The organism is Peribacillus sp. P4_B1, assembly GCF_056402395.1.
Window position 1 is genome coordinate 80,284 of sequence record NZ_JBFUHM010000003.1, and the last position, 21,911, is coordinate 102,194.

At 41.6% G+C, this 21,911-nt stretch carries 24 protein-coding genes; 2 read left to right on the top strand and 22 right to left on the bottom strand.

The window, feature by feature from the left end; translation table 11 throughout:
• Positions 1-618 precede the first annotated feature (618 nt).
• The 19 genes from hpf to AC1DVK_RS02845 all read right to left on the bottom strand — a co-directional run bounded on the left by hpf (position 619) and on the right by AC1DVK_RS02845 (position 16,234).
• On the bottom strand, positions 619-1,176 hold the full coding sequence (gene hpf, locus AC1DVK_RS02755) for a ribosome hibernation-promoting factor, HPF/YfiA family (protein WP_061465591.1): 558 nt from the start codon (positions 1,174-1,176) through the stop codon (positions 619-621).
• A gap of 253 nt (positions 1,177-1,429) precedes the next feature.
• Entirely contained in the window at positions 1,430-1,774 is a 345-nt protein-coding gene (gene fliT, locus AC1DVK_RS02760; RefSeq protein WP_477625771.1) for a flagellar protein FliT, read from the bottom strand.
• Positions 1,774-2,175, bottom strand: a complete 402-nt coding sequence (gene fliS / locus AC1DVK_RS02765) for a flagellar export chaperone FliS (RefSeq protein WP_410860562.1) — start codon at positions 2,173-2,175, stop codon at positions 1,774-1,776. Before fliS ends, fliT begins: the two co-directional genes overlap by 1 nt.
• Before the next feature lie 24 nt (positions 2,176-2,199).
• The gene (locus AC1DVK_RS02770) at positions 2,200-3,711 is read right to left on the bottom strand and encodes a flagellar hook-associated protein 2 (protein WP_477625772.1); all 1,512 of its coding nucleotides are present in this window, start codon (positions 3,709-3,711) and stop codon (positions 2,200-2,202) included.
• Positions 3,712-3,725: 14 nt separating this feature from the next.
• Positions 3,726-4,088, bottom strand: a complete 363-nt coding sequence (gene flaG, locus AC1DVK_RS02775; RefSeq protein WP_410860564.1) for a flagellar protein FlaG — start codon at positions 4,086-4,088, stop codon at positions 3,726-3,728.
• A gap of 355 nt (positions 4,089-4,443) precedes the next feature.
• Entirely contained in the window at positions 4,444-4,593 is a 150-nt protein-coding gene (locus tag AC1DVK_RS02780; RefSeq protein WP_477625773.1) for a hypothetical protein, read from the bottom strand.
• A 158-nt stretch (positions 4,594-4,751) separates the two neighbouring features.
• Positions 4,752-5,999: a flagellin N-terminal helical domain-containing protein gene (locus tag AC1DVK_RS02785; protein WP_477625774.1), complete on the bottom strand. Its 1,248-nt coding sequence runs from the start codon at positions 5,997-5,999 to the stop codon at positions 4,752-4,754.
• Positions 6,000-6,131: 132 nt separating this feature from the next.
• The gene (gene csrA, locus AC1DVK_RS02790; protein WP_410860565.1) at positions 6,132-6,365 is read right to left on the bottom strand and encodes a carbon storage regulator CsrA; all 234 of its coding nucleotides are present in this window, start codon (positions 6,363-6,365) and stop codon (positions 6,132-6,134) included.
• Positions 6,365-6,808 carry a flagellar assembly protein FliW gene (gene fliW, locus AC1DVK_RS02795; protein ID WP_089362103.1) on the bottom strand — a complete coding sequence of 148 codons (444 nt, stop codon included), beginning with the start codon at positions 6,806-6,808 and terminating at the stop codon, positions 6,365-6,367. Before fliW ends, csrA begins: the two co-directional genes overlap by 1 nt.
• A 7-nt stretch (positions 6,809-6,815) precedes the next feature.
• On the bottom strand, positions 6,816-7,394 hold the full coding sequence (locus AC1DVK_RS02800) for a DUF6470 family protein (RefSeq protein WP_410860567.1): 579 nt from the start codon (positions 7,392-7,394) through the stop codon (positions 6,816-6,818).
• A gap of 45 nt (positions 7,395-7,439) precedes the next feature.
• On the bottom strand, positions 7,440-8,318 hold the full coding sequence (gene flgL, locus AC1DVK_RS02805; protein WP_477625775.1) for a flagellar hook-associated protein FlgL: 879 nt from the start codon (positions 8,316-8,318) through the stop codon (positions 7,440-7,442).
• Between the two features lie 15 nt (positions 8,319-8,333).
• Complete coding sequence (flgK, locus tag AC1DVK_RS02810; RefSeq protein WP_377380896.1) at positions 8,334-9,893, bottom strand: flagellar hook-associated protein FlgK; 1,560 nt, start codon at positions 9,891-9,893, stop codon at positions 8,334-8,336.
• Between the two features lie 30 nt (positions 9,894-9,923).
• A complete protein-coding gene (locus AC1DVK_RS02815) occupies positions 9,924-10,412 on the bottom strand; it encodes a flagellar protein FlgN (protein ID WP_410860569.1) in 489 nt (162 codons plus the stop codon).
• 68 nt (positions 10,413-10,480) lie between these two features.
• Complete coding sequence (gene flgM / locus AC1DVK_RS02820; RefSeq protein ID WP_477625776.1) at positions 10,481-10,744, bottom strand: flagellar biosynthesis anti-sigma factor FlgM; 264 nt, start codon at positions 10,742-10,744, stop codon at positions 10,481-10,483.
• Positions 10,745-11,133: 389 nt separating this feature from the next.
• Entirely contained in the window at positions 11,134-11,826 is a 693-nt protein-coding gene (locus AC1DVK_RS02825; protein WP_410860572.1) for a ComF family protein, read from the bottom strand.
• Positions 11,804-12,874: an ATP-dependent helicase ComFA gene (locus AC1DVK_RS02830; RefSeq protein WP_477625777.1), complete on the bottom strand. Its 1,071-nt coding sequence runs from the start codon at positions 12,872-12,874 to the stop codon at positions 11,804-11,806. Before AC1DVK_RS02830 ends, AC1DVK_RS02825 begins: the two co-directional genes overlap by 23 nt.
• 464 nt (positions 12,875-13,338) lie before the next feature.
• Positions 13,339-14,181, bottom strand: a complete 843-nt coding sequence (locus AC1DVK_RS02835) for a DegV family protein (RefSeq protein ID WP_477625778.1) — start codon at positions 14,179-14,181, stop codon at positions 13,339-13,341.
• 194 nt (positions 14,182-14,375) lie between these two features.
• Positions 14,376-15,059 carry a response regulator gene (locus AC1DVK_RS02840; protein WP_061465606.1) on the bottom strand — a complete coding sequence of 228 codons (684 nt, stop codon included), beginning with the start codon at positions 15,057-15,059 and terminating at the stop codon, positions 14,376-14,378.
• 32 nt (positions 15,060-15,091) lie between these two features.
• The gene (locus AC1DVK_RS02845; protein WP_410860575.1) at positions 15,092-16,234 is read right to left on the bottom strand and encodes a sensor histidine kinase; all 1,143 of its coding nucleotides are present in this window, start codon (positions 16,232-16,234) and stop codon (positions 15,092-15,094) included.
• Between the two features lie 629 nt (positions 16,235-16,863).
• Between AC1DVK_RS02845 and AC1DVK_RS02850 the strand changes: the two genes are divergently transcribed.
• Both AC1DVK_RS02850 and AC1DVK_RS02855 read left to right on the top strand, forming a co-directional pair.
• Entirely contained in the window at positions 16,864-17,499 is a 636-nt protein-coding gene (locus tag AC1DVK_RS02850) for a YigZ family protein (protein WP_061465608.1), read from the top strand.
• A 176-nt stretch (positions 17,500-17,675) separates the two neighbouring features.
• On the top strand, positions 17,676-18,698 hold the full coding sequence (locus AC1DVK_RS02855; protein WP_318684146.1) for an LCP family protein: 1,023 nt from the start codon (positions 17,676-17,678) through the stop codon (positions 18,696-18,698).
• 185 nt (positions 18,699-18,883) lie between these two features.
• Here AC1DVK_RS02855 and AC1DVK_RS02860 read toward each other — a convergent pair whose 3' ends face one another.
• From AC1DVK_RS02860 to AC1DVK_RS02870, 3 genes are all read right to left on the bottom strand, one after another.
• Positions 18,884-19,933 carry a glycosyltransferase family 4 protein gene (locus tag AC1DVK_RS02860; RefSeq protein WP_089361979.1) on the bottom strand — a complete coding sequence of 350 codons (1,050 nt, stop codon included), beginning with the start codon at positions 19,931-19,933 and terminating at the stop codon, positions 18,884-18,886.
• Positions 19,934-20,009: 76 nt separating this feature from the next.
• Positions 20,010-21,113: a glycosyltransferase family 4 protein gene (locus tag AC1DVK_RS02865; RefSeq protein WP_410860576.1), complete on the bottom strand. Its 1,104-nt coding sequence runs from the start codon at positions 21,111-21,113 to the stop codon at positions 20,010-20,012.
• A gap of 18 nt (positions 21,114-21,131) precedes the next feature.
• Positions 21,132-21,875 carry a WecB/TagA/CpsF family glycosyltransferase gene (locus AC1DVK_RS02870; protein WP_477625779.1) on the bottom strand — a complete coding sequence of 248 codons (744 nt, stop codon included), beginning with the start codon at positions 21,873-21,875 and terminating at the stop codon, positions 21,132-21,134.
• Between the last annotated feature and the right edge of the window lie 36 nt (positions 21,876-21,911).

Sequence of the window (21,911 nt, forward strand, 5' to 3'; positions counted from 1 at the left end):
ATATATTGCTATTTTATGTCGGTAATCCATCTAAAAGCAAACCTTTTATCCGACAAAATATTACAATATTAGGAATATTTAATATTAATTCAATCATTATCAAAGTCCTATTCATATTCGCTTTTTTATAAAATGGGGGATACTGCCTTCATTAACCATCGATGGGGCGTATTAATTCTCTCTTTAGGTGCAACCAATTTTTTGCACAGTTAAGTCCTCACCGCAAATCGGGCAAAGCCACTTTCCATATTCGGCACTGCTAAAGGAAGCCCTATAGTATTTATGGCAATTGTTTTGATATAAAAAACGCCCCCTCTGCACCTTGATCAAATGTTTTTTATTAAGAAACCACTCGTTCTCTTTAAAGAATTAACAACTTGAGCATAGTACAAAAGTTGGAGGTATTTGAATAAGGTAAAAAAACGTCTATCTCGTTAAAGAACAAGAATTTTTCGTTAATTACAGTCATTTTTTATACCTTTTGATTATATCCATTTAACTTTAGTAAAATAGTAATGAAATAATCATCGGCTATTAATGTAATGGGAAACTACCAAAATGTATAAAAAAAGCACAACCCAGAGGCTGGGTTGTGCTTTCGATCTAAGATTAATATATTTAACTAGGTTCAATTAATCCGTAGCGTCCATCTTTACGTCGGTACACCACGTTCGTTGTATTAGTATCCGCATTCGTATATACGAAGAAACTGTGACCAAGCATATTCATTTGTAAAATGGCTTCTTCACTGTCCATCGGCTTCAAATCAAAGCGCTTATTGCGGACCACTTCAATATCAGTATCCTCTTCAAATTCATCCACCACTTCGTCAACTTCCGTATTGAAGGCGAATGCCTCAGGAGTCGTAGATAGGTTGTTCCGGAACTTACGATTGACCTTCGTTTTATGTTTACGAATTTGGCGTTCAAGCTTATCATTGATCAAGTCAATGGCAGCGTACATATCCGCATTTTCCTCTTCAGCGCGAAGAACCAAATTCTGCATAGGGATCGTCACTTCGACTTTGGATGTATTATTGTTCACTTTCAAATTCACTAACACATTTGCATCTGGTGTATTGTTAAAATATCGTTCTAACTTGCCAATTTTCTTTTCGACGTATTCTCGAATTGCTGGAGTTACCTCAATGTTTTCACCGCGTACGTTGTAATTCATAAAGTGAGTCCTCCTTAAATTAAGACTATACAGTTAGATTCTACAATACCCCTCCGGTTCCCTTTAGAAACACATCATGAAATATGTCGAAATTATGAAGCAATTGTCGGAAGGTTTTGGAAAGGGTTGATGTCTGCCCTAGCTTCATTATAACAAATGCCTAGCAATAAAGAAAAAATTAAGCCCGAATTATTTACAGAAAATTTAAAAATATTTAACATAAAAACCGTTTGGAATCCAAACGGCTGGGTAATCAATTTCTTTTATCGTAGAACATGCCATCGATTGATAGACTTTCATAGGGGTTCGTGTATTTATTAGATGATTTTTTCTTCTTATTTATTTCCTGGATGTCCCCCTTTATCTCCAGCTTTTGGAGATAAAGCATGCGATCGACCTGTTCGTTAAGTAACATTGTTGCACGGCCAAGCTGTTGCTCTTCACCAGTAAAAGGCGGTTTGATTTGAGAAAGAAGTTCATCCCGCTGGTCAATCAGCTGTGTGAACCTTTCTATTTTATCTTCACGTTCTGCAATCGTCCGATCTTCCAAAACGGCAAGTAATTCAACAGTCAAATCATGAAACGTTTGAATGGTCATTACACTTGACCGCTTTGTGTAAACTGTTTTTTCCGGTTCATCTGAATAACTTCCTTCCAGGTATTACGGAAGTCAGTAACGAGTCCCTCGACCTCTTCCAAGGCTGCAACATCATTTTTCATATTCGCCTCTATCAGACGTCGGTTCATGAAATCATACAGACTCATCATTTCCTTGGACACTTCGACATCCATATTCAGCGTCACCATCAATTCATGGACAATGTTTTGCGCCTTTATGATGTTGGTATTTTTCACTTCGATATTTCCTTCTTCAATTGCTTTTTTCCCAAGCATGATGAACTTTATGCAGCCATTATAGAGCATTAATGTAAGCTCTCCCGGGGATGCTGTATTGACTGAACTTTGTTGATATGATTGATATGGATTATTTATCGCCATATTTATCTTCCTTTCCGACTTGCCTTAACTAAAATAAGAAGCTAACGATGAACTTTGGCTGTTTGCCTTTTGAATCACTTTTTCCATGGCCGTGAACTGATTGTAGTAGCGCGATTCCAATTTCATTAACTTTGCTTCAAATGTTGATATCCTCTTATCCAACCCATCAACCAATTTTCCAATTGTAAAATTGTTATTAACATATCCGGCCTTTCCGGCCTTTTCAGTAATCACTTTCATGGATGATTCTATATCATCCCGTAACCGGCGCGCGAGGCCTTTATCGCTTTTCTCCGTTCCATTGGCCATGAACATATCATAAATCGCATTGGGATCTTCACTAATGGCTGCCCGGAGCTTGTCCTCATCAATCGTTAATTTACCGCCCTCCAAATAATTCTTGGTCGTAGTGATACCCAAACTGCTGAGATTGTTTTTTCCTGTGATTCCATCCACCGAGGTGTATAGGGACGTTCTCATCGTAGTTAGGAGACTTTTTAGTGTTGAGTCACTTTTTAACGTTCCGCTCTTCGCTTTCTCATCCCACATCTTCACTTCATCTTCTGTCATTGCCTTCTTTTGCTCAGTAGTAAGCGGGGTAAAGGAGCGATATTTCGCTTCACCTGTTTTATCCTGAACCTTTTTAATGATTTCATTGTATTTATTCACAAACTGAGTGATTGTGTCCAAGATGGAATCCACATCAGCCGTTGATGAGAATGTGATGGTATCCGTCGTTTTCTGCTTAACCGTCATTTCCACTCCATTGATTTGAAACGTATTCGAAGGCCGGGAAATGTCCAGTCCATTATAAGTAATCGATGCATTTTCCCCTTTTGCGCCGCCAGCCCCTTCATTATTACTGCTCATTTTTAACACTGCAAAAAAATCTCCGCTACCCCCTAATTCAATTTCAGGACGATCATTTACATCACCGGTATTTTTAGCAGTGATGGAAAACTTCTGGGAGGTTTCATCAAAAAATAGAGTCACTCCCGAGTTAGCATTAATTTTATTAATAACACTCTCTAGCGTATCGTTTTCATTAAGAGTAAGCGTATACGGTTTGTCCATTGTTACTCCATCTTTTACTTCCGTATCAAAACCGCCATCTTTATTGATAGCCAGTATCGTAATATCTTGAGGAGTCGTGATACCCAATTCCGATAGTTTCTTTTTGGAATCAGTAACTGCTGATTTATCTGTACTGGTCATGGTTGCTGCTTTGGCAAGCCCATTCACCTTGATATTTCCAGTAAAATCACTGGTCGATCCCACATTTCTCACCGATACTGCATCTGGATTCGATACCGATATTTTCTTTTTAATAAAGGAAGACTGCTTCCCAACCCCATCACGAATGAGTCTATCCAATTCTGATAAAGATGTATTTATCGAGCGGTAATCATCCCGCTGCCACTCGGAATACTGCTTTTTCTGTGTTAATTTATCCAAAGGCACCCGTTCCGCCTGCATCATACTCTTAACTAATTCATCAATGTCCATTCCACTCGCAAAACCACTGATTCTTACCACAATCAATCACCCGCCTATATTTTTTCATCCACCATAATCCCGACAAACTCTGTCATTGCCGCATAGAAATCCAGTAACTTCTTAGGAGGGATCTCCCTGATCGTCCCATCCGTAACGTCATCCACAACCTTGACATAATACTCATTCAGCTCCTCATGATACTCAAAATGGATGGCCGTTTGTGTTGGATCCAGGAAGGTGTTCAAACTTTCCACTACTTCATTCACCTTTTCTTTAGCAGGCTCATTAATAGATTCCACACTTTGTTCTGAATAGGCAAGCGTATTCATTTCACGTTGATAATATGAACTAATTCCGTCTGAGATTGCTGTTCTAAGCTGTGAGGAAAGAATATTCGTGGACAAACTCTCCAGCATCTAAATAGCCCCCAATTTGATCTGTTTACTTTTTATATCGGTAATTAAGGTTTTATTTTTAGTCACTCATAGATTTTGGTTGCACCTGCAAATACTCATTAATGATCCTTTGCTATAAAAGAGATTCTACTAAAAAAACTCCAGAAAAATATTTGGGGTCTAGTTGATTTCCACTCCAGGCACTCGCTTTCCGCGGGCGGTCCGGGAGACTCCTCGGCGCTTTTTCGCCTGCGGGGTCTCCCTTTGACACGTATCTCCCGCAGGAGTCTCGTACCTTCCGTTCCAATCAACTTTGTTCTAATATTTAGATAGAAAGCCCTTTACCTACAATCTTGTTTAGGACTTCCCTTTTTATTCAAATAATCAGCGAACATACTAAAAATTGATATATCCCATCCAGCTTGTGATTGATAGCTGTGTTCACAGTCATTTCACCATACACATTACTGACATCTTCAGCTGTGTATTTTGCAGTGCCATCATACTCTATTAGGATTATAGCCATAAGGTTCCTTGGTGACATGAACGAATGGTCCCTTCCTTTTTAAGGGGCAGTAATCTCTTTTTTTCTACATCACAGTGTTCCTTACACCCTTCAATCAGTACAAATAAAAGAGCCTGACACAAAGTGTCAGACCCTTTATTGTTAAGCTAACTATTCAATTACCGAAGTAACTGAAGAACGCCTTGCGGTTGCTGGTTAGCTTGAGCTAGCATTGCTTGTGATGCTTGCGCCAAGATAGAGTTTTTAGTTTGCTCCATCATTGTTTTTGCCATATCTGTATCACGTATACGTGATTCAGCAGCAGTCAGGTTTTCAGAAGAAGTACCTAAATTGTTGATAGTGTGCTCTAAACGGTTTTGGTTTGCACCTAGTTTAGAACGCTCTGCTGATACCGTATTAATTGCGTCATTAATTTTTGTAATCGCTGCAGCAGCACTAGCATGGGTCCCTACATTTAATGCTTGTTCAGTTGTTTCGTTATTAGTTCCGTCTGTTACTGCTAATCCTGCATTATCTGCTCCTTTAGTAGAAATGCCTAAAGCTTCTGCACTCATATTTCCAATATCAAGAGTCAAACTTTGTTTTTCATTAGCCCCAATTTGGAATTTAAGGCTCTTATCCGGGTCAGCAGGAACTGCGTCGACCTTTTCTGCACCCTTAGTAATTTCTGTTACAGTTCCAACGCCGTTACCAATCAAGGCAGCAGAAGATTCTTTGTCAGCTTTTTGAGTTAAAGTAATTTTTCCTGTTCCAGCATCAACAGCTACAGAATAGTTATCTTTAAGTGCGGCATTACCTTCGATGGCAGCTTTTAATGTATCTGCATCACTGAATTTACCTGTAGCTGGATCCTCATCCCCGGCAGCTACAACTGTGAATGTTTGACCACCAATTTCAATTGTATCGTCTACAGTGGTGGAAATTGATCCAAAATCAAATGAATATTCTCCTGCAACTGCTGGTTTCCCTGCCACTGCTGCTCCATCTTTGTCGCCGTTTAATAGTTTTTGATTATTGAACTCAGTTGTGTTAGCGATACGGTTAATTTCAGATGTTAGGGAATTGATTTCTTTTTGGATTTCATTACGGTCTGTACCAGTATTGGTGTCTGTTGCTGCTTGTGTAGCAAGCTCACGCATACGTTGCAGAATATCAGTCGTTTCGTTTAATGCACCTTCTGCAGTTTGAATCAAAGAGATAGCATCTTGTGAGTTACGGGAAGCTTGGTCCAAACCGCGGATTTGTCCACGCATTTTTTCAGAGATTGCAAGACCGGCAGCGTCATCGCCTGCACGGTTGATACGCATACCTGATGCAAGTTTCTCCATTGATTTAGATTGAGCATTCGTTGCACTTGATAATTGACGGTGCGTGTTTAAAGCTGAGATATTGTGATTGATAATCATTTTATGTTTCCTCCTTGAGTTTTAAGTTCCCACGTCCATGTGGTTGTTTACGAAAGCAATGGTTAAGTCTATTTCACTGCTCATCGTTGTATATTTAATATCGGCCTGCTTGGAAACATATTTAGCGGGTTTTCAAGGTTTTTTCTTGAAATACTCATTTATATTTTCCAGAAGATTGGTTTTTATTTCAGAAGCTTCGCTATTTTCTTGCTGGATGGACAGGTAGATTTCCTTCCTATGGATATCGACGCTTTTAGGAGCATTGATACCCAGTTTAATTTGTTCTCCCTCAACAGCCAAAATCGTAATTTCGATATCATCGCCAATCATGATCGCTTCGTTTAGCTTTCTGGTCAATACGAGCATCATTCCTCCCCCTGTTCTGCTGGAGGTTCAATCAATCTGTGCTTTGTACGGTATTCACTGCCGTTCATGATAAATTGCTTTCCCGTTTTTTTAGAGGCATTTATGATGATGGGAGCCTGAAGATTCGCCGTCGTTTCACTGAAAGGGTCTTGAATCGTTAATATGACGAAAGTAATGACTTCCAGTTCCGTTTCTATTTGTAAAGAAGATAATACCTCATCCGGAAGCTCCACTTCGTAATCACGAAACACTTCAAAAGGATTTGTCACAATGAAGGCAACCTCTTTTGTTTTTACAGATTGCAGGACGAAAAAGGGCGTGTCATCCAGAGTTAGCAAACAAAACTGTTTTTCTTCTAGAAATCCTGGTATCCCGCTATCAAATCGATAAATCTCTTCTTCCACTAATTCGATTTCGCCATGAAATTTTGTTTGTAGAATCATCATTGTTTCACTCACCTATCTCATCCGGAAATAAATTGATGAAATCTATATCCAGCGCATTTTTTTGTAGAATTTCCACATCTGCACTCCCTGGTGTGTATGTATGGTTCGGTCTATTGATTCGAGCATCAATGATCGGTCTTTGAGCGGTTGCTTCAATCTCCACCTGGGCCGGCTGATAGTCAAGCTTCATGCTGAAATGAGAGGGAATCCACCCAAGATTGAATTGCTTCTCCGGCCCTTTGCTGTTTCGCCTGGCCTGTTCAGCGAGTGCATTACCGCCTTTTTCAATATGCCTTAGCTCCGTCCCCTGCTGAGCACGTCTTGCCATACCAGCCAGCCAATCTTGATATCCCTGCCGGGCAAATTCCTCCACTCGCTTTGAAAGGCTTTTTAAATCCATATCTCCCCTGGCTTGTGACTGGTCGATCGTCAGCTTGCCTGGGGCCGTTCGGATTTCCAGGATTGCTTGCGGCTGTTCGATAGATTGGTCCGCTGCCTTCTGTTCGATTTGCTGTACAGGCTGTTCTATATTCAATCCAATCTTCATTGAGGTGGATTGCAATCTAATTTGTGGAATCTGCATCATCAACACTCCTTAAGAGAAAAAAGCTATCCTTTTAAGAATAGCTTAGCGAAGAAAATCCAATAAACTCGGTTGCATGATTTTTGCACCGATACTTAATGCAGCACTATGGATACTTTCCTGGGTCGTCAAATCCATGATTGCTTTTTCGATATCGACATCCTCATTTTTCGAAAGGATTTCAGTAGCAAAGACCTCCTGCTGTTTGAGGCGGTCCGTCATCAGCTCAATCCGATTCTGCCTTGCGCCAACCTGTGCTTGCATGCCTAAGAAAGTATTTATGGTTGCGTCAAGTCCTGCCAGCGTGCCACTCACGTCACCACCGTTTTCAAGTGCGTCGATTGTTTGGTCAATGCTTCCCCCAGCGGCAAGCGCATCACCAAAAATCTTCGAACCGTCCGTATTGATTTTCAGGGAAATCCCGGAAAACACTTCAAGGTTTATGTCTCCTGTGCCATACACCGTATTCCCATTCCCATCTTTAACGGAAGACGGTCTCACATTTGTATCCTGGCCGTTGAAAATATACTTACCGCCTATCTGTGTGTCGCCAAGAGTTATGAGATGTTCTTTTAATTGCTTTATTTCCTCAGCAACATTTTTCAGTTGTTCGCCTTCATACGTACCATTGCTGGCCTGAACCGTCAGCTCACGTATCCGCTGCATGGCGGAAACAGCTTCAGAAATGGCATCATCCGTGCTGTCGATCCAATTTGTCGCCTCGGCGATGTTGCTCTGATACTGCCCTATTTGATTGAGGTTTGTCCGGTACCCCATTCCCATCATGGCAGCGACAGGGTTATCGGATGGTTTGGAGAATTTCTTTTGAGAGGAAACCTGCTCTTGCAGCTTGGCCATCTTCTCGTAATTGCTGCTTAAATTGCTTAACATATTATTGGTTAGCATCGATTGCGTTACCCGCATGTTCGTTCACTCCCATTATCGGCCTACAGTGCCCATTCCGTTTATGATTTTATCGAGCATTTCGTCCATCATCGTCATCATTCTTGCAGAAGCATTGTATGCTTGCTGGAATCTGATCATATCGGTCATCTCTTCATCCAAGGATACAGAACTGACAGAGTCTCTATTTTGGTTAACGGATGTAGCAAGCACGACAGAATTGGAAAGGTTCTTTTGGGCGCTTTGAGAATCCACACCCAGTTTTCCGATGATTCCGGAATAATATGTGTCGAAACTTCCCGTCAATTCCTTTGAATTTTGGTCTTTAGTCGAGTACTCACTAAACGCTTTCTTCTTCAGGTCAGCCAGGAGTTTGGCATTTTCATTATCCCCGGATGCCCCTCCGCTTTTAGCGCCTGCGGCAATTTTCGAGGGATCCTTTACGATTTCACTATTCACCTTGATGCTTTGGGCAGCGCTCTTACCTGGTTCTATTTCAAAGAAGTCCAATGTTGAAGCATCGCTATCACCTAGCGCATATCCTTGTTTGTGGATGGCATTAAACTCGTTCACAAAAGCCGTCGTCATATTATCCAGTTTTTTTAGCATATCAGGATACGCTCCCCCGATCGTACCATCATCCTTTTTATAACCAAAATTGTTGATCAAACCGGATAGTTCTCCCGAGAATTTGTAATCCGTCATTGTTTTTGAACCGAACTTCACTCCGTCTACCATACCTGTCGTTTTATCATAGCTAACTTCAACTTTCGAAGTTCCCACCATCCCAGTTTGGTTAACACTTACTAGATTGATAGGCGGCACATAAGACGAACCGTCTTCTTGCATCAATTCGATGTTGTATAGCCCTGCAGCTACATCGCTGGATCTTCCGTAATCCGTCGGAATGACGTTATTCACTTTTATGCTGACAAGCTGCGAAAGTTGGTCTACAAGTACATCACGTTTATCATAAAGGTCATTTGGAATATATCCATGCGGCTCCACTTTACTGATTTGTTGATTGAGTTGATCAATGCTGCTAATGAGCGTATTGATTTCGTTCGCTTTGACGTTTATCTGATTACCGATATCCGTTTGAACGCTCGTTAGCGATTTGTAGTAGTAGTTAAGGGTATCCGCGACCATGACGCCCGTTGAGGCAACGACTTCACGGGCCCCGGAGTTTTCCGTATTGGCCGTCAGCCCTTGCAGCGAATTCCAGAACTTCTCCATCGTGGCAGCTAATCCGCTGTCGGTTGGTTCATTCATGATCCCTTCCATTTTAGACAATGATTCGCTCATGGCCCCATAAAAGCCGATTTTATTACTTTGTGTCCTGAATTGTGCGTCCAGGAAACTATCCCGGATCCGCTGAACCGTTTCTGCCGCCACCCCTGTCCCGATTTGTCCAGCTACGCGCGGGCTGTTCAATCCGACAGTTGGAAAGCCAGACGTCTGTACCAGGTTGACCCGCTGCCTTGAATATCCTAATGTATTGGCATTGGCCACATTATTCCCTGTCGTGTACAAGGCTCCTTGAGAGGTGGATAATCCGCGCTTTGCCGTCTCAAGACCCATAAAGGTTGAAATCATTTGCTCAAACCTCCATCTTTTTTCTGTTTCTTAAGCTTTTGAATCAAACATTGCCATGACGCTTTTTACCGGCTTTTTAACCGAATCCCCATAATTCAAGTTCTGATTCTGCGGCCTCAGCATATCCAAAGAGACATTGATGAATTGAAGGGATTGATAGATTAATTGCTGATTTAAACCGTTCCGCTCTTTCAGCTTAGTCACTTCATCAATCAATTCCGCTTTTAGCCGCTCAATGATTTCCGTTTCAACTGGTCCTGTCAGTTCCGTTACGGCATGGATGGAGGCCCTCTTTCCCACGGTTCCATTTACTGCAAGAAATTCCTTCACTGCCCCCTCTCTCTCCATATCGGTTTGGCTGATTGCTTTAATATGCTTTTGTTCCTGAATCAGCAGGGCAGTAATTGCCTCGGTATCACTTGCTTTCAAAATGGCCGTTTTTCTTATCGCTAATTGATTGAAGCTTTTATGAAGCTTGTTCAATTTTTCAAGCGATTCGATGATGTTCCGTGCAGACATTTTGCTGCCTCCTCTGCTCATAAATGAAGGACGGAAACTGGTCCCGTCCACTTCATTCAAACTTTAGTTCATTTCCGGTAAAAATCGATGAGACCTTTAGCCGTTGCCTGCGCATTCAATTTATAATTTCCGTTTTCAACTTGGATTTTCAGTTCGTCCACCTTTGCTTGTCTAGCAGCAGGAATTGGAGATGATTGCTGCATTTCTTTTGCCGCTGAAGAAATTTCAACTTTATCCGAGGCATTGACCTTAGACCCTTTGATATTCCCCGTTTTATTGGCTTGAAGATTATACGGGTTAACACCTGTCATACCGATGTTATTGATTTTCATATTCCAGATCCTCTCCTTCGGACGATTTTTTTAATCCCATAACAATATGATCCTTCAGCAGACCATGAGAATGCTCTGGACTGTGTTATTCACCCTATTGTTATTATCGACAAAGAATCGATTTCTTTTATTATTTCCTGTAATCTTTCCTTCGACAACCATTGTCGAATATTGTTCTCAATATCGGATATTTTAACAAATCATACATGCTTTCGCCATGATATCTACCCTTTTTGTTCACCCTTCATGTAGTACGTATTTTTTTTATCATTTCCTTGAATTTCAGTTTGGCGCCTTTCCTCACCTCACCATCACAACGATTATTCTTATTACTGTATATATCGAATAATACCAGCGATACTTTAGGACGTTTATTAAAATTAGCTGTTTCACCTAGCCAGGGTGATGGATGATACCTCTCTGGCCCCAGCCGTTTTTAATGCCTTGGCTGCATGCCTGAGCGTTGTGCCTGTAGTGTAAATGTCATCGATGATCAAAATTGATTTATGCTCCAGCAAATCCGTTTGTATGACCTGAAAAACCTGGGGTAATGACATTCTCTCTTGACGTGACTTTTTTGACTGTTTTTCCGTATGGATCCTTGTTAAGATCTCGGCAGTGTGAAGTCCAAGAAGTACCGCCAAAGCCTGTCCTTGGTTGAATCCCCGCTCCCTAAGCCGTTCATCACTAAGCGGGATGGCCGTTACCAGGTCAAACTCCATGTCCTTTAACCTGTCTTTCAAAAAAGGGACGAATACCTCAGCTAATGCATAATCCCCTCGGTATTTATATTTAGCAATAATATCTTTTAAGTCTTCATTATAATGAAATAGCGATATGTTCTTCGACAAATAGCCGGACCATTCCCTATTCCTTTCCCATCTTAAACAATCAATACAGATGTCACCAGTACTGTAATTCCTGCCCAGCTCCCTTGAGCACATTGTACATGTTTCCCCGGTTATCCTATTAAGTTTCCCCTCACACTTTTCGCAAATTACCTTTGCCTCAGCCCTCACCAATAGGCTCCTCCATGTCAATGCTTCCTTCATTCCTTCATCACAAACTAGGCATCTCTTCATCCAGCAGCCCCCTTTTCATGGCATCCTTATTCATCATTTGTATATGGTGAACCGTCTCAACCATCGCTTTACTTTTACCGTAATGAAAAAAACTGATCGTCCCGGCAGGGTTAGCAAAGCTTCTCCCTACCCGGCCGGCAATCTGGACGAGGGCACTATCTGAAAACACTTTATGTTCAGCACCAATCACGGCTACTTCCAACCGTTCAATTGTCACGCCGCGTTCCAGGATGGTCGTGGTCAATAATCCAGGAACCATTCCATTCCTTAATGCCATTACTCTTTCTTTTCGGTCAGGGTGCCGTGAGTGGACAATCGATAATTTAGGGGACAGCATTTGAAACAGCGGAAGTGCCTGCTCCATCACTTGAATGCTTGGGAAAAACAATAGGAAGGGGATATTCTGCTCAAGTCGTTCACATACCCACCCTTTGATTGCGGGAGGAATCTTTTTTTGATGAAATTGTTTTTGCCAGTTACCGCTCCATTTCATTTCAGGGACAGGGATTGGCTGACGATGATAGCGGGCTGGGATTATAACGGCTTTCAATTTGCCGCTTCGATATAGTCGCTGCATTCGTTTCGAAGGTGTGGCGGTCAAGTAGATGGTTGCGGCAGAAAACTTTTTTGATTTATTAACTGCATAATGCAGCGAATCATCAATTGAGTAGGGAAACGCATCGACTTCATCAACAATGATGACATCGAAGGCTTCAATAAAACGGAATAGCTGATGGGTCGTAGAAACAGTTAGTGGCGAAAACGCATGTCGATTTGTACTGCCGGCGTAGAGCGCCGTGACTTCAATGGCAGGAAAGGCTTTTTTTAACCTTGGTGAGAGTTCGAGAACGACATCGGTCCGCGGTGTTGCCAAACAAATTCGTTTCCCAGCAAGCAAGGCTGCCTCAATCGCTGCAAATAGGACCTCCGTCTTACCGGCACCACATACAGCCCAAACAAGGAATTCACCTTTTCCGTTTACCGCCTCGACGACACAGTCAGAAGCATATTGTTGACCTGCAGATAAAGTGCCTTCCCAACTCAGCACATTGTCAGGTATCTCAAACTGAAAACCCGGACCGGTCCACCTATATAACTTTGTACATTCACTGACTCTTCCCATCATGATGCATGAGCGGCAGTAAGTACAATCCTGATTGCAAATCTTGCATGGGAACGTATAAAACAAAGCTTGATCTTTGTTACCGCAGCGCAAACAGTTAAACAGGCCATTGCTTGACTGCACTCCGTAAGTTTCCGAGACATACCCATTCTTGAGATGCCCTGCGATGAGTTCCTGGGAGAAGGGGATTTCGAAGGCCAAAAGGTGCCTTCCCGTGAGATGGTGCTGAAGTTCCGGAGAAAAAAAGGGGGGAATGACCATATTTTCCAAACTGTAACCTTCTTTCTTAATAAACTATACTCCTCCATATCATTCGCCTTTTACTCTCAGATCCCTTTTTGCTCATAAAAAAAACGCCTTCCTCCTTTTCGAAGGAAAGACGTCCCAGCTTATATTTTATACCAGCCCATCCCCATCGAGCCTTCGCCCAGATGCGTTCCGATTACTGGACCGAAGTAGCCGATATCGAACTCGACATTAGGGAATCGTGCTTCGAGTTCGGTTTTCCAGTCTTTAGCTTCACTTTCACGCTTTGCATGAATAATGACAGCTTTATACTTCTCTCCACTTGCCGCGTCTTCTCCAAGTAAATCGGCAATTCGTTTCATCGCTTTTTTTCTAGTACGGATTTTTTCAAATGGGACGATGATTTTATCAACAAAATGGAGGACCGGCTTTACTTGAAGCAGACTGCCAATCAATGCTTGGGCACTGCTTAAGCGTCCGCCGCGCTGTAGGTGGGATAGGTCATCTGCCATGAAGTATGCCCTGACCGATGGTTTCATTTCTTCGAGCCTGGCCATGATCTCTCCTGCAGCTTTACCATCAAGTGCCATCTTAGCCGCCTCGATCACGTAAAACCCCTGGACCATGCAGCTGACTTCCGAATCAAAGGCATGTACCCTAACCCCCTCGACCATTTCACCTGCCGATATCGCTCCTTGATACGTACCACTGATACCACTCGACAAATGAATCGAAATAACATCATCATATTCCCGTTGCAGCTCCTCGAACTTTTCGACAAACTGCCCGATTGGGGGCTGAGAAGTGGTCGGCAATTTCTCCTGCCTCTTTACTTCCTCATAAAACTCATCCGCAGCAATGTCCACTTCTTCCCGGTAAGCTTCATTGGAAAAAATGACATTAAGCGGCATCATATGTATATGTAAACGTTCACGAATTTCCTTAGGTATATATGCAGTGCTGTCTGTTACGACTGCGGTTTTCATAAATAATACCATCCTTATAAAAATTTGCTCTGTATCTTATTCACCATTCTATCTGAAATTGCCTTTATTTGCATTAAATAGCTTTCTTCATTACCGGAAATATGTAAAATTAGTCAAATCGAGCCATCAAAAAAAGCCCGGACCTTCAGCACGCATTGCGGAAACTGAAGAGCCGGACTTATCGAATACTTTAATTACTTCACTTCTACCCAGCCATTTTTAATGGCAAGGACAACCGCTTGTGTACGGTCATTCACATTCATCTTTTGAAGAATGTTACTCACATGGTTCTTGACTGTCTTTTCACTGATATATAGGGTTTCACCGATGGCACGGTTGCTTTTTCCGTCAGCTAGAAGTTGAAGTACTTCACATTCGCGTCGAGTCAATAGGTGCAGCGGCCTCCTGATTTCTATTGCATGTACGGAATCACGATCAGCACCCTCTTCGGCTGCCAAGCGGCGATATTCTTTAACTAAATTATGGGTAACCTTCGGATGAAGGTATGAGCCGCCTTCAGCGACTACACGAACAGCATCAATCAACGCATCTGCGTCCATTTCCTTCAACAGGTAACCTTGTGCTCCCGTTTTCAATGCGTGCTGTACGTAGTTTTCATCATCATGAATGGAAAGGATGATTACTTTTGTTTCAGGGTAACGGTTCACGAGCATTTTTGTTGCTTCGACCCCATTCATATTCGGCATGTTGATATCCATGATAACAACATCCGGTTTATGTGTTTCAACGAGATCCATAGCTTCGCTTCCGTCATCGCCCTCGGCAACAACATCAAAGGATGATTCAAAATCTAATATACGCTTTACGCCTTCGCGGAAAAGCTGATGGTCATCGATAATGATGATACTAGTCTTCAACGGCTTCTTCCTCCTAGTTTCTATTCTAAAATTTATAAATGATAGGGAATCTGTATAAACACCAAAGTGCCCGCCCCTGGTTGTGAATCGATCGTCATTTCACCTTCGAGCAGCTCGACTCTCTCCCTCATGCCTACCAAGCCAAATGAACCTTCCTTTTGGATCGAAGAGTCAAACCCTTTTCCATCATCCTTGACGACGACGGTCACCATCTCTTTGGAAATGGACAGTTTAACTTGAACCTGTTTTGGCTCCGCGTGCTTCAATGAATTTTGTACAGCCTCCTGAACCAGCCTGAATAAAGCGACCTCCATATCGGAAGGAAGCCTTTTGACCTGCCCAAGGTTGACGAAATTCAAATGCACGCCAGTATTATAGTCTTCGGTCGTTTGCAGGTACTTTCTGAGGGTAGGTACAAGGCCTAGATCATCAAGTGCCATAGGGCGAAGATCATAGATGATTCTGCGCACTTCATATAAAGCATTCCTTACCATGACCTTTAAACTGCGGATTTCAACCAGCGCTTCATCAGGACCTCTCTCGCGTTGCACTCGTTCTATCAGATCAGAACGCATCATGACGTTCGCCAGCATTTGAGCCGGACCATCATGAATTTCACGTGAGAGCTTTTTACGTTCCTGCTCCTGGGCTTCGATTATTTTCAAGCCGAAGTCCTGTTTGCGTTTCGCTTCTTGGAGGGCTTCCCCTACAAATTTAAGATCCTGCATCAAATAATTCTGTACAACCGATATTTGCGAGACGAGATGCACCGCTTTATCGATCGTCTGCTGTAAACCTCTTAACCTTAATTCAAGTTCATCCCGGCGATTACGGAGCTCTTTCTCCAATTGCCTGTTTATTTGCAAATCGACTTGCAGCTTATGTGCCCTTTCATAAGCATCGCGTACCTGTTCTTCAGAAAAATGGTTGAAGTGCATACTGACTTCGGAAAGCCTTTTTCGAGCAAACCTGGCCTTTGAGTCCAGTGCATCGCTGTCGGTTATCACAATGGCGACCCTAATTTTCACATCTTCGAGCTCTTTTGTTAATGATTCAAAGTCGTTTCGGCATTGTTCGCCGATATCAAAGACTTCATCCTTACTTTCACTAACAGTGCTCACCATTGTTTCTAAGATCTTGTCCAATGCTTTAGCATCAACCTTTTTTATGGACATTAAGATCCCCTCCACTTAAATCAAAAGACTTAAACAATTTCTTGTCTTAAAGACTATGTATATGGAAAAAAGTTCTTTTTCCTTTTTCATGAATGGCTAATTTTCAGGAAACTTTTGTATAAAGTAACCTTCATGAACATATTGTACCAAAAAAATAATAATAATACGTTATTTTCCTTATTTGATTTTCACAAAATGTGCAATAACTTTCCATCTCATATTATCGGCTATTAGGGATCATGCAATAGTCACCCATCAAAGGCAGAAAGCCATTTCTATTATCCCAATACAAATTATTCTTTTCTATCAAATGGGATATTCCGCTCCATTGATTATCATATGAAACAGATGCATTTAGTAAATGGCAAAATCCTTGAAATGAGAGGACATGTTAAGGACAAGGCAAGATAATGGCACAGAACTCATGTTTTTCCTACATTGTTATTCTTTTAAGCATATATGATCAGCTAATAATAATAGCAGGCAATAGAATTAATTATAACACGTACAGCTTTTTCTTATATTAAAGTTTCTTTACACATGACGGCATGAAATAGAATCGTCATTGCCACTTTTTCCGCAAAGCCTTATAATGAATCAACTAATAGGAAGTACGAAGGTGGAATAATATGCTCACTCAATATTTAACGGTGACAGGACGCGGCGAACATGAAATCGTCATTGAAAAATCCCGTTTTATTTCCCACATCGCCAGGGTCGAAACCGAAGAAGCCGCACAGGCCTTTATCCAGGAAATCAAGAAAAAGCATAAAGATGCAACACATAATTGTTCAGCCTATATGATAGGGGAACAAAATCAAATCCAAAAAGCCCTTGACGATGGAGAACCTAGCGGTACAGCAGGCGTCCCTATCCTTGAAGTTCTAAAGAAAAAAGAACTGAAAGACACCGCCGTTGTCGTCACACGGTATTTTGGTGGCATCAAACTTGGTGCAGGAGGTCTCATTCGCGCTTACAGTAAAGCGACTTCAGAAGGAATAAATGCCACTGGTGTAGTCATTAGAAACTTAATGCGGGTCATTTCGACAACCGTCGACTATACCTGGCTTGGAAAATTGGAAAATGAACTGCGATCTTCGATTTATCAAATAAAGGAAATCAAGTACCTTGAACAGGTCGATATCCAAGTATATGTTGAAGAAAAACAAAAAGAGGCATATACCGCCTGGATGACAGAGCTGACAAATGGTCAAGGCCAAATCACAGAAGGCGAAATGCTTTATTTGGAACAGGAATTCGCTTGATTTTCTCCTGCATATTTTTCCTTTTTTTTGCTGTAATATAATTGAAAAGAAATATATATTTTACGAAGTTATTAAATCATTGTAAAATTAAAATTAATATATGACGAAATATATTGTAGGATTCGAAAAATGGCGATTTATGTCTGATGTTCGCTATTTAAAAGGAGAAGAAAAAGATGTCTACTACTAGGCGTGTCTATAAAGTTAAAAAAACAAAGAAAAAAAGGCGGAAGAGGCTTTGGTTATTGCTTGTTCCCCTACTGGTACTTGGTCTAGGGGCCACTACGTATGCTGCAACTATATATTTGAAAGCCCAGGATGTTTTCAAGAATTCCTATGACCCGGTTGAAGCTTCAGCCAAGCGGAGTGAAGCGGTAGATCCCCTTAAAGATAATTTCTCGATTCTTTTCATAGGGATCGATGATAGTGATAAACGTGACTATAAAGGACACTCACGTTCTGATGCTTTAATCTTGGCCACATTCAATAAAGATCAGAAATCCATTAAACTTTTAAGCATCCCCCGTGATTCTTATGTGTACGTTCCAGCCAAAGGCGTAACCACGAAAATCAACGCGGCCCATGCTGCAGGTGGACCAAAAGCAACGATGGACACAGTTGAGGAGCTACTCGATATCCCTGTCGATTATTATGTCCGCATGAATTTCAATGCTTTCATCGATGTCGTAGATTCATTGGATGGAATCAAAGTCGACGTACCTTATGAAATAAATGAACTGGATTCACATGACAAGAAGAATGGCATCCATCTTGAAAAAGGATTACAGACCGTTGATGGTGAAGAGGCATTAGCCTTTGCAAGGACACGTAAAAAGGACAGTGATATCCAACGTGGTGAGCGTCAACAGGAAGTCCTTAAAGCCATCGTCGCTAAAGCAACTTCTGCTGGGTCCCTAACGAAATATACAGACGTAATGGAAGCTGTCGGTGACAATATGACGACGAACCTACAATTCTCACAAATTAAGGGTTTCATAAAATATGTGACTACCGATAAGGGTCTTAATCTTGAAACCATCAAACTTGAAGGTCAGGATTCTTACATTAACGGAACCTATTATTATCAACTAAACGATACATCAGTAGCGAACGCTAGGCAGACTCTTCGATCCCACCTGAACCTGGGGCCAAAAGAAGGCAATCAAACTGAGGCCGTTCAATCACAAACACAAGAATAAAGTGAAACCCCCACTCTTCATGTAGTGGGGGTTTCCTTTTTTCATGAATCATCCGGCTCACTTCTGAAATTCTTACCCCACTTCCAAGTCAGGGATAACCGATAGAAGAAAAAAGCCTCCAACCGTTTATAGTAACGTTTGGAGGCTTTTCATCTATTCAAATCTATTAATCTATTTGCAAAGCATTATGGCTTGTTTTTAAAGTTGAGCATCTTCAGCAATGGTTGATAGTTTGAATTGACCAAACCGATTTTCTCCACAAATATCTCTATGATCAGCAGGAGTCCGGTTACAAGGATCAAAGCTCCCCACATCGTTGCAAATGAAAAGATTATCGCCGCTAAGCCGAAGCAAGCAGCTAAAGCGTAAATGAGCAAAACAGTCTGCTTATGAGTGAATCCCAAGTTTATCAAACAGTGATGCAAATGGGATTTATCAGCAGCCGAAATCGGCTGTTTATTGACGACCCTGCGGATAATCGCGAAAAATGTATCCGAAATGGGAACACCCAAGATGATGATCGGTACGATCAAGGAAATCATCGTAACGTTTTTAAATCCTAGCAGGGACAGGACAGCAATGATGTAACCTAAGAATAAGGCACCTGTATCTCCCATGAAAATCTTTGCCGGATGAAAGTTATATTTCAAAAAGCCAAGAGTGCTTCCAATCACAATCAATGCGACCATGGCAACGAATAGATCCCCTTTAATAAGGGCCATTGTTGCAATTGTCACTAATGCAATTGTCGAGACACCGCCTGCTAGACCATCCAGTCCGTCTATCAGGTTGATTGCATTAATGATGCTGACAATCCACAAAATGGTGATCGGTATACTTAAAACACCAAATTCAAGTGTATCGGTAATGAACGGCAAATTGATGAATTCCACTTGAAGACCGCCCCATAATACGATAATGAGGGCAGCCAAAATCTGGCCAAGGAATTTGGGTGCAGCTCTTAATTCATATATATCATCAGCCATTCCAATTAATATGATGACAAGAGCACCTACCAGAAGAGGCAATTGCTCCCACAAGTCATTCGTAAAAATTAAGAATGTAATGGAAAAACTCAAAAATATAGCTAAACCGCCCATGCGCGGCATAATTTTACTATGCACTTTTCGCTCACTCGGTTTATCGGTAGCTCCTAATTTAAAGGCCAACTTTCCGACAAAAGGAGTCAAAAAAATGGATAATAAAAAGGCTACCAACAAGGCCCCTATTAACATCAAGAACCACCTCAATTCAACTAAAAATCTAATACCCGTAACGATCTATAAGAAAACCTATATATAAATGCTTATTTTAATTTTTCATCCTCAAATAAACATTATATACGTTTTTGGCTAAAATCTCTATAGAAAAGTTGTTTTTTGCAAATTTTTGTAAATCCGACCCTATCTTTGTCAGGTCCCCGGATTTTTTTAATTCTAAAGCATTGCAGATCGCCAAGTTCAGTTGATCGACATTTCCTATATCTGTAATCCAGCCCTTTCCCCCATCCGGAATCAATTCCTTTACACCGCCAACATCACTAGTGATAGCCGGAAGACCGGACCTTGCTCCTTCAAGTAAAACCAGTGGAAAGCTTTCGCTTAAGGAAGTCAATAACGTGACGTCCCCCATTGGGTAGATTCTTTCTAAATCTTCACGATACCCCAAAAAGAACACGTGATCGGATAATCCCTTTTCCGAGACCATCTCTTCCAAAGCAGTTCTCCTGCTCCCGTCCCCTAAAAGCAACAGTTTTACATGGGGGAATTTCGATACCACTTCACTTAATGCCGCTAAGGCAAATTCGTGACCTTTCACCGGTTCAAGCCTTGCAGGCATGATGATGATGAAATCATCTGCCCTAAACCCAAAATCATCTCTTTGGAAGGGGAAAGGCAATTCCTTTTCAAAGTCGATTCCATTTAGGATTTTTGTTATTTTGGACGAGTCGATTCCTTGGTCAATCAAGCCTTGCTTAAAGCGATCGGAAACTGCCAGTATATGATCTGCATATTTAAATGACCTTACATGAAGTCCCGTAAACAATTTTCCTTTTACACCCTGACCCAAAAAGTCATGATGAGGTGAACTGTGAACAGTAAGGAGCCAAGGGCGTTTAATGAAGCGCTTTAAAAAGGCACCATATATATTCGCCCGCGGTCCATGGGTATGGATGATGTCTATATTATTAAGACGGATAAAGTCCCGTAAAGGTTTCAAAATTGAAAGGTCAAATTTGGAATGTTGCTTGAAAAGTTCGGTTTGTATCCCGGAAGACATGGCCCGCCGGTAAAGTTCACCATCTTCAAATACACCAAGCAAGCACTCCTCTTTATTCAATTGGTTCAGTAAGGACATAATATGAAACATACCGCCGCCAGTTTCATTGCCAGCGTTTAAGTGCAAGACTCTCATCCATTCCACTCCTTATGTTCAGGAACGCTGGACCGTTTTCCTTAACCGTCTAACCTTGAAAACGAATCTTGGCAAAGCAAGCATCCGTTTCCACCGTGAAGGTTGCTGGATCAGTCGGTACAACCATTCAAGACGCATCTTCTGCCAGAAAACCGGGGCGCGGTTCACCTTTCCTGCAAGAACATCAAAGCTTCCCCCAACTCCCATGAAGATTCCTTTTTTAAATAACGGATAATGCCTGGAAACCCATTTTTCCTGTCTAGGAAACCCTAATGCAGTCAAAATGATGTCAGGTTCAAGTTCCGCTATGGACTTGGCCAGGCTATCGTCCTTAATATCGATATAACCATGGTTGTATCCCACCAACTCGAGGCCAGGGTATAGCTCTTTTGCTTTAAGGGCCGCTGATTCAATAACCTGTTCCTCCGCTCCGAGCAGATATACCTTCAGCGCTTTTTCATCAGCGACCCGAAATAATTCATTCATCAAGTCGAATCCTGTAATCCGCTCTTGTAAAGGTTGATTTAGCCATTTAGAGGCCATAATAATACCAATGCCATCCGGAGTGATGTAATCAGCCGATAGAATGATGTCCTTATAATCCTGATGTTCATTTGCATACTCAACTATTTCTGGATTTGCCGTAACGACAAACGTTTTTTCCTGATTCATTAATCTTGGATAGATCATTCCATTCATGAATTCATCCATATTGCTATCGATGAATGGTATGGATAGTATCTCAACAAACTTTTCTGTCATTTCACTTCAGCCTTTCATATGTACTATACATCTAAA